The 8,589-nt window shown below is 73.0% G+C and carries 7 protein-coding genes; 2 read left to right on the top strand and 5 right to left on the bottom strand.

Annotated elements, in window-relative coordinates; all coding sequences use genetic code 11:
* The first annotated feature begins 284 nt into the window (after positions 1-284).
* Positions 285-1,859, top strand: coding sequence for an APC family permease (locus tag ACGFZP_RS15610; protein ID WP_392932559.1), 1,575 nt, complete (start codon positions 285-287; stop codon positions 1,857-1,859).
* 180 nt (positions 1,860-2,039) lie between these two features.
* Here the strand turns inward: ACGFZP_RS15610 and ACGFZP_RS15605 are convergent, their stop codons facing one another.
* Both ACGFZP_RS15605 and ACGFZP_RS15600 read right to left on the bottom strand, forming a co-directional pair.
* A complete protein-coding gene (locus tag ACGFZP_RS15605) occupies positions 2,040-2,936 on the bottom strand; it encodes a Gfo/Idh/MocA family protein (protein ID WP_392933468.1) in 897 nt (298 codons plus the stop codon).
* 243 nt (positions 2,937-3,179) lie between these two features.
* The gene (locus tag ACGFZP_RS15600) at positions 3,180-3,767 is read right to left on the bottom strand and encodes a MarR family winged helix-turn-helix transcriptional regulator (RefSeq protein ID WP_392932558.1); all 588 of its coding nucleotides are present in this window, start codon (positions 3,765-3,767) and stop codon (positions 3,180-3,182) included.
* Positions 3,768-4,286: 519 nt separating this feature from the next.
* Between ACGFZP_RS15600 and ACGFZP_RS15595 the strand changes: the two genes are divergently transcribed.
* Positions 4,287-4,931 (top strand): DUF3152 domain-containing protein, encoded by a 645-nt coding sequence (locus tag ACGFZP_RS15595; RefSeq protein ID WP_392932556.1) that lies wholly within the window; start codon positions 4,287-4,289, stop codon positions 4,929-4,931.
* Between the two features lie 101 nt (positions 4,932-5,032).
* On the opposite strand, the gene ACGFZP_RS15590 is transcribed toward ACGFZP_RS15595, so the two are convergent.
* From ACGFZP_RS15590 to tdh, 3 genes are all read right to left on the bottom strand, one after another.
* The gene (locus tag ACGFZP_RS15590) at positions 5,033-5,944 is read right to left on the bottom strand and encodes a LysR family transcriptional regulator (RefSeq protein ID WP_392932553.1); all 912 of its coding nucleotides are present in this window, start codon (positions 5,942-5,944) and stop codon (positions 5,033-5,035) included.
* A gap of 242 nt (positions 5,945-6,186) precedes the next feature.
* A complete protein-coding gene (locus ACGFZP_RS15585) occupies positions 6,187-7,380 on the bottom strand; it encodes a glycine C-acetyltransferase (RefSeq protein ID WP_392932551.1) in 1,194 nt (397 codons plus the stop codon).
* Between the two features lie 30 nt (positions 7,381-7,410).
* A complete protein-coding gene (tdh, locus tag ACGFZP_RS15580; RefSeq protein ID WP_392932550.1) occupies positions 7,411-8,439 on the bottom strand; it encodes an L-threonine 3-dehydrogenase in 1,029 nt (342 codons plus the stop codon).
* Positions 8,440-8,589 lie beyond the last annotated feature (150 nt).

Here is an 8,589-nt window from a genome sequence, read left to right as displayed (position 1 = left end):
TGTGGGTGTGGCCGGACCGCCTGCCGGGGGGTTGGGCATCTCATCCGCCCGCCGGGGCCGGGGGGGGGGGCGCGGGGGCCCCCGGGGGGGGGGGCCCCCCCCGGGGGGGGGCCCCCCCCCGGCCCGGTTCTGCGCCCTGCGCTGTGCCCACCCCCGCTCGCCGCTCTCCCACCCCCCAGGAAACCCACGGGCCCCGGGCGTACGCTGAGATGGTCCGGCCCCGGGCTTACGCTGAGGTCCGGCCCCGTCCGTACCTCCGTGCACAAGATGAGGAGGTGGGAACGATGAGTGGCCCTCCTGGACGCCACACGCCGCCTCCGCCCTCCGCACCCACCGTGGTCAGCTCCAGGGCTGGTGAAAAAGGTCTGAAGACCGGTGCCCTCGGCCTGGTCTCCTCGGTCGCCATCGGCCTGGCCTCTACCGCCCCCGCCTACAGCCTGGCCGCCACCCTCGGCATCATCGTGGCCGGCGTGGGCCTACAGGCCCCGATCATCACCGTCCTGGCGTTCATCCCGATGCTGCTGATCGCCTACGCCTACAAGGAGCTCAACGCCTCCGACCCGGACTGCGGCACCACCTTCACCTGGGGCGCCCGCGCGTTCGGCCCGCGCACCGGCTGGCTGGGCGGCTGGGGCATCGTGGTCGCCGACATCATCGTGATGGCCAACCTGGCGCAGATCGCCGGCGTGTACGGCTTCCGGCTGTTCGGCTTCGACGGCCTCGCCGAGAGCACCGCGTGGACCACCGTGGCCGGCGTGCTGTGGATCATCGTGATGACCGCGATCTGCTACGTCGGCATCGAGATCTCGGCCGCCCTGCAGCGCTGGCTGCTCTGCGTCGAGGTCGTGGTGCTGATGCTGCTGTCGGTGACCGCGCTGGTCAAGGTCTACGGCGACCACCCGCCCGACACCGCGATCCACGTCTCCGCCTCGTGGTTCAACCCGTTCGAGATCGCCTCCAGCACCGCGTTCACCGCCGGCGTCCTGGCCGCCGTCTTCATCTACTGGGGCTGGGACACCGCGGTCTCGGTCAACGAGGAGACCGCGGACGCGGCCCGCACCCCCGGCCGCGCGGCCGTCATCTCCACCGTCCTGCTGCTGCTCATCTACGCGCTGGTCACCGTCTCCTCGCAGGCCTTCGCGGGCATCGGCACCGAGGGGATCGGGCTCGGCAACGAGGAGAACTCCGGGGACGTGCTGTCCGCCCTGGGCGGCGCCGTCTTCGGCAGTACCGGACTGGGCTGGTTCCTGACCAAACTGCTGATCTTCATGGTGCTGACCTCCTCCGCGGCCTCCACCCAGACCACCATCCTGCCGACCGCCCGGACCACCTTCTCGATGGCCGCGCACAAGGCCATCCCGACCCAGTTCGCCCGGGTGCACCCCCGGCACCGCACCCCGACCTGGTCGACGGTCGCGATGGGGCTGGCCTCCATCGCCTTCTACGTGCTGCTCACCGCGATCAGCGGCAACGTGCTCGCCGACTCGATCGCCTCGGTGGGCCTGGCCATCGCCTTCTACTACGGCCTGACCGGCTTCGCCTGCGTCTGGTACTACCGCAAGGTGCTGACCCGCAGCGTCCGCGACTTCGTCTTCAAGGGCCTCGCACCGCTGCTCGGCGGCCTGATGCTGCTGTACTTCTTCTGCTACGGCGCCTTCGACGTCTACGCCGACCCCGACTACGGCTCCACCTCCATCGACCTGCCGATCTTCGGCGAGACCGGCGGCGTGACCGTGATCGGGATCGGCGCGCTGCTCCTCGGCGTCGTGCTGATGCTCGTCCAGTGGGCGGTGCAGGGCTCCTGGTTCAGGCACCCGGACGTCCCGGTCAGCGCGGCCGACCCCGCGGACGCGCCGTAGGGCCCGGGTGCCCGGCCCGGTCAGTCCAGTCCGGGCACCCGGGTCGGCTCCACCGCCTCCAGGATGATCGGGCTTCGGCCCCCCCGGTCACCGCGTCGACCGCGGACCTGCCCCGTCGACGGCCGCGCCGCCGCCCCGCGGGTGCGGGGTGGCGGCGTGGTCTGGGTGCCTGGCCGTCGGTCAGGACTCCAGGCGCTGGACGATCTGCTCGCAGAGTTCGTGGGTGCGCAGGGCGTCGTGGGCGTCGAGGGTCCTACCGGTGCGGACGGCGTCGAGGAAGGCCAGGACGACCTGCTCGATGCCGCGTTGGCGGGCCACCGGGACCCAGTCGCCGCGGCGGCGGATGGTCGGCTGGCCCCGGTGGTCGATCACCTCGGCGAGGTTGTGGACCTCGCGCTTGGAGTCGCCGCCGGAGACCTGGAGGATCTCCTCGGTCGAGCCGGAGACCCGGTTCATGATGCCCAGCGCCGTGAAGCCCTCGCCCGCCAGGGTGAGGACGAGGTGCTCCACCAGGCCGTCGCGCACCCGGGAACGGACATCCACGTGCTCGACCTCGCCGGGGACCAGGAAGCGCAGGGTGTCCACCACGTGGATGAAGTCGTCGAACACCATCGACCTGGGGGCCTCCGGGAGGCCCTCGCGGTTCTTCTGCAGCACGATCAGATCCCGCGGCCGCTCCTTCGCCTGCACGTAGCCGGGCGAGTGGCGGCGGTTGAAGCCCACCATCAGCGAACGGCCCGTACGGTCGGCCAGGTAGACCAGGCGGCGGGACCCGTCCAGGGTGTAGTCGAGCGGCTTGTCGACGTAGACGTCGACGCCGGCGGTGAGCAGCTGCTCCGTGATCGGAACGTGCTGGTCGGTGGCCGCGTGGACGAACGCGGCCCGGATCCCGCTGCCGATCAGCTCACCGAGGTCGGTGAACCGCTTGCCCGGATCGACGCGGTGGGTCTCGCCGATCCGGTCGAGCTTGGCCCGGTCCCGGGTCATCAGCCGCAGGTCGAGGCCCGGCAGTGCCGCCAGAACCGGCAGGTACGCCTTCTGGGCGATGTCGCCGAGGCCGATCACCCCGACCGGCAGCGGGGCATCGGAGGCAGGGATCGGACTCATCGGTTCTCCTACGGGCACAGGTGATCATCGACCGTACCCACCCTATTCGCCCCGCACCGGGCGCAGCGCAGCGGGAACGCCACGCGCACCACCAGCCCGGCGCGGCAGCACCGGAAGGCCGCCGAACGCGCTGTGCTCAGGCGCCCGGCTGCGCGCGGCGTGCCCCGCGAAGCCGTTCCCGCCGCCGGCACCGGCGGCGCCCGTGCGCGGTGCTCAGGCGCCCGGCAGGACCGGGCGGCGGGTGGGGCGTGCGGTGTCCCGACCCTCGTTCAGATGCGCGAAGAGCCGGGCCAGGATGTGTTCCAGCCGCCTCCGGTCGGCCACCGACAGCGGGGCGAGGACTTCGTCGTCGGCGGCCGACAGGTCGCTGTTGACCAGGGCCGCGGCCGCCCGGCCGGGCGGGGTGAGCCGGACCATCACGCGGCGGCGGTCCTCCTCGGCGCGGTCGCAGGTGACGTGGCCGGCGGCCATCAGGTCGTCGACCACCCTGGCCACGTCGGAGGAGGTGAGTTCGAGCCGCTCGGCCAGCTCGGCCTTGAAGAGGCTGGGCACGTCCTGCAGGGCGCAAAGGACCATCACATGCCAGAGCTTGAAACCGTGCTGCGCGGCCCTGCCCGCGAGCAGCCGCCGGGCGGACCGTCCGGTGCGTGCCATCAGGAAGCTGCTCAGCACCAGCAGTCCGGGGGCGGGCGGGCCCGGGGCGTCGGTGTCGGCGCCACCCGGCCCGAGCGCGGGGCCGGCGCCCCCGGTCGGCGGGGTGCGGGCAGTGCGCCGGCCCGACGGCGATCCCGGCACGGCCATGCGCAATCCATCGAACTGATCCGACATCGTGGCAGCCTCCCCCGCGTTCTGACGCATCGTCAGCATCTTGCCGCCGGGCCGGCCTGCCATCGGCGGCCCCCTCGACGGCACGTACACTAAAGATAGCCTTACCTAAGTTGATCGTGAAGGTGGCGATCCGCCCGGCCCTGCCCAGGGCGCCGAGGGCCATGGGGGCGATGGGGGCGAGCCGGCGGTCCGGAAGGGCCGGATTCGACCCATCGGTGCGAGGGATCGAACCATCCGCACCGTCCGGCTCGTCCCTTCCTACGTAGCCGTACACTCGTTCCCTTCCCCGTACAGGAGTCATAGCGCCACCATGTCCAGCCATGCCCCAGACCGAACCCGACCGATCGCCACCGCCCTGCCGAGGCTCCTGCCACCCCCCGCTCTCCGGCGGCCGGCCCGCCCGCCGTACGGTCACCCCGCTACCGGGAGCGGCCGGTGAGGGCCCTCAGCGGATCCCGGCGCAGGGCCTGGCAAGGAGCGCTCGCCCTGGCGGTGACCGGCGCCGTGACCGCCGGCCTGCTGTGGTGGCACCCGTGGAGCACGGCCGCCACCGGACCGAAGCCGATGGAGTTCACCACCGCCGCCGGCGGCTCCCCGCGCTTCGGCACCGGGGAGCAGCTCTACCGCTACAAGGTGCGGGCCGAGAACGGGCTCAAGGAGAGCCCCGCCCAGTTCGCCGCCGAGGTCGACGCCGTCCTCGGCAACGGTCGGCGCGGCTGGACCGGGGACGGCACCCGCTCCTTCCAGCGCATGCCCGCCGACCCGGTGGACTTCACCGTCTACCTGGCCACCCCGGAGACGACCGACCGGATATGCGGCCAGTACGGGCTGGACACCGGCGGCTGGGTGAACTGCGGAGTGGGCCACCAGGTGGTCATCAACGTCAAGCGCTGGAACGAGCTGACGGAGTTCTACACCGGCCAGCCCGAGCTCTACCACGCGCTCGCCGTCAACCACGAGGTCGGGCACGTCATCGGACTCGGCCACGTCGACTGCCCCGGGCCCGGCCTGCCGGCACCGGTGATGATGCAGCAGATCAAGGGTCTGCACGGCTGTGTGCCGAACGGCTGGCCCTACTCCGAGACCGGCACCCCCCTCACCGGTCCGCCCATCCCGGTCGGCACCCCCGCCCCGTAGCCGCGCACCGTCCTCGTCGGCCGGGTGGTCCGATCGGCCTGTCCGGCCTGTCCGGTCCATCCGGTCGGCGGGCGCGGCGGGCCCCGGCCGGGGCGCGGGCCTCAGGCGGAGGCCGCCGCCGCCTCGGCCAGGGCGTCCAGCACCGGACGGATCAGCGGGTGCCCGTCCGCGCCGGCCCGGACGGCCGCGAAGACCCGCCGGGTGGCCAGGGCGCTGTCCACCGGGCGGACCGCGACCTGCCCGAGGTCCACCCCGCGCAGCGCGGAACGCGGCACCAGGGCGACCCCGGCGCCCGCCGAGGCGAGCGCGACGACGGCGCGGAAGTCGTCCGAGGAGTGCACCAGGCGCGGCTGGAAGCCGGCGTGCTCGCAGGCCAGCAGCACCACGTCATGGCACGGGTTGCCCGGGTAGGGACCGATCCACGGCTCGTCGGCGAGGTCGGCGACGGCGATCGGGCCCTGTCCGGCGGCCAGCGGGTGGCCGAGCGGCAGCACCGCCTCGAAGGGCTCTGCGTACAGCGGGACCCTGGTCAGCCGGGCGTCGTCCGCCCGCGGGGCGCCCCGGTACTCGACGGCGACGGCCAGATCGGCCCGGCCGTCCAGGACCATCGGCAGGCTCGCGTCGCCCTCGGCGTCCAGCACCTTGAGGCGGACGCCGGGCGCGCGGGTGGCGAGGGTGCCGATGGCAGGGGCGAGGACCAGCCCGATGCCGGTGGCGAAGGAGGCGACGGTGACCTCCCCGGCGACGCCGGCGCTGTACGCGGCGAGGTCGGCCTCGGCCCGTTCCAGCTGGGCGAGGACGGCGTCGGCGTGGCCGAGCAGGATCTCCCCGGCGGCGGTGAGCCGCACGCCCCGGCCCTCACGGGCGAGCAGGTGGTGGCCGGTCTCCTGCTCCAGGGCGGTCAGCTGCTGGGAGACCGCGGAGGGGGTCAGGTAGAGGGCGGCCGCCGCGGCGGTCACGGTGCGGTGGTCCGCCACCGCCCGCAGGGTCCGCAGCCGTCTTGCGTCGATCACAGGCCAATTCTGCCAGCGTCGGGCGGGTGGCCGGGCCCGCGCCCGGTGGCAGCGGTCAGCCGGGCGGCGGTTCCGCGTACGGGAGTGGGAGGTCGGCCGGGCCGACTTCCCACTCCCGGGCGGGAGGGTGGGGCAGATGGTCTGGGTGCCGTGCGGCGCAGGCGGGCCGGTCCGGCCTGCGCCGCACAGCGGCCTGGGTGCCCGTGGCCCGCCCGGTCAGCGGCAGGGCGGCCGGCGGGGAGTCACTCCCCCAGGGCCGCCCGGGCGTCGATGAAGGCGGCGACGACGCGCTCGACGTCCTCGGTGGAGTGCGCGGCGGACAGCTGCACCCGGATCCGGGCCTGGCCGTGCGGGACGACCGGGAACGAGAACCCGATCACGTACACCCCGCGCTCCAGCAGCAGCTCCGCGAGGCGGGCCGCCTTGGCCGCGTCGCCGATCATCACCGGGGCGATCGGGTGGTCGCCGGGCAGGATCTCGAAGCCGGCCTCGGTCATCTTCGAGCGGAAGAGCGCGGTGTTCGCGGCGAGCCGCTCGCGCAGCTCCGTCGAGCTCTCGACCAGGTCGAGCACCTTCAGCGAGGCGGCGGCGATCACCGGGGCGAGCGAGTTGGAGAACAGGTACGGGCGCGAGCGCTGGCGCAGCAGGGCGACGATCTCGCGGCGGGCCGCGACGTAGCCGCCGGACGCACCGCCGAGGGCCTTGCCGAGGGTGCCGGTGATGATGTCGACGCGGTCCAGCACGCCGTGCAGCTCGGGGGTGCCGCGCCCGTTCGGGCCGACGAAGCCGACCGCGTGCGAGTCGTCGACCATGACCATGGCGTCGTAGCGCTCGGCCAGGTCGCAGATCTCGCGCAGCGGGGCGACGTAGCCGTCCATGGAGAACACGCCGTCGGTGACGATCAGGCGGCGGCGCGCGTCGGCGGTCTCCTTGAGCTGCTGCTCCAGGTCGGCCAGGTCGCGGTTGGCGTAGCGGTGGCGGCGGGCCTTGCAGAGCCGGATGCCGTCGATGATGCTCGCGTGGTTGAGGGCGTCCGAGATGACGGCGTCGCGCTCGTCGAGCAGGGTCTCGAAGACGCCGCCGTTGGCGTCGAAGCAGGAGGAGTACAGGATGGTGTCCTCCTGGCCGAGGAACGCCGAGAGGCGGTTCTCCAGCTCCTTGTGGACGTCCTGGGTGCCGCAGATGAAGCGCACCGAGGCCATGCCGTAGCCCCAGCGGTCCAGCGCGTCCTTCGCGGCGCCGATGACCTCGGGGTGGTCGGCCAGGCCGAGGTAGTTGTTGGCGCAGAAGTTCAGCACCTCGCCGGGCCGCCCGCCGCCGGTGACGGTGACGGCGGCGCTCTGCGGGCTGCCGATCACCCGCTCGGGCTTGAAGAGGCCGGCCTCACGGATCTCGTCGAGGGTGGCGGAGAGGTCGTCGCGCACGTTGTCGAACACGGTGGCTCCTAGTCAGCGAGTCGGGGAGGCTCAGACGGTCCAGTCGAGAATGATCTTGCCGCAGCGGCCGCTCGCCGCCTCGTCGAAGGCGGCCTCGAAGTCGGTGGCGGCGTACCGGCCGGTGATGACGGGGCTCAGGTCGAGGCCGCCCTCCAGCAGGACGGACATCGCGTACCAGGTCTCGAACATCTCCCGGCCGTAGATGCCCTTGATGGTGATCATCGAGGTGACGACGGAGGCCCAGTCGACCGGGAACTGCTCGGCGGGCAGGCCCAGCATGGCGATCTTCCCGCCGTGCGTCATGTTGGCGATCATCGACTGGAGCGCCTCGGGGCGGCCGGACATCTCCAGGCCGACGTCGAAGCCCTCGCGCAGGCCGAGCTTCTGCTGGCCCTCCTCGATGGTGTGCTCCGCGACGTTCAGGGCCAGCGAGACGCCGACCTCGCGGGCCAGGTCGAGCCGGTACGGGGAGACGTCCGTGATCATCACGTTGCGCGCGCCGGCGTGCTTGGCGACGGCGGCGGCCATGATGCCGATCGGGCCCGCGCCGGTGATCAGCACGTCCTCGCCGACCAGCGGGAAGGACAGCGCGGTGTGCACGGCGTTGCCGAAGGGGTCGAAGATCGCCGCGACGTCGAGGTCGACCGGCACCCGGTGCACCCAGACGTTGGAGGCGGGCAGCGCGACGTACTCGGCGAACGCGCCGTCCCGGCCGACGCCCAGGCCGATGGTGTTGCGGCAGAGGTGGCGGCGGCCGGCCAGGCAGTTGCGGCACTTGCCGCAGACCAGGTGGCCCTCGCCGCTCACCAGGTCGCCGACCGCGATGTCCGCGACGGCCGCGCCGATCTCGGCGACCTCGCCGACGAACTCGTGGCCGAGCACCAGCGGGGTCGTGATGGTCTGCTGCGCCCAGCCGTCCCAGTTGCGGATGTGCAGGTCGGTGCCGCAGATACCGGTGCGCAGCACCTTGATCAGCACGTCGCCGGGGCCGATGACAGGCTTCGGGACGTCCATCAGCCAGAGCCCGGGCTCGGCGTGCTGCTTGACGAGTGCCTTCACTGCGGCGGCTCCTGACGCATGGTGGGGCGGCCTGGTGTGGGCAGGCCTGCGGGGCCCGGCGGGGCGGCTGCTGCGGCCTGCCTCGCACCGGACATGGAGCAATCTGCCTGGTGGGGGCGGGTGCGGTCCATCGAGGAATTCTTAAGGGCC

The organism is Kitasatospora sp. NPDC048239, from assembly GCF_043202015.1.
Lineage (GTDB): Bacteria > Actinomycetota > Actinomycetes > Streptomycetales > Streptomycetaceae > Kitasatospora.
This window is presented reverse-complemented; position numbering and strand designations above follow the sequence as displayed.

Coding starts and splice junctions, on each gene's coding strand:
- ACGFZP_RS15610 (WP_392932559.1), top strand. CDS start 285: ATGAGTGGCCCTCCTGGACGCCACACGCCGCCTCCGCCCTCCGCACCC.
- ACGFZP_RS15600 (WP_392932558.1), bottom strand. CDS start 3,767: ATGGCCGTGCCGGGATCGCCGTCGGGCCGGCGCACTGCCCGCACCCCG.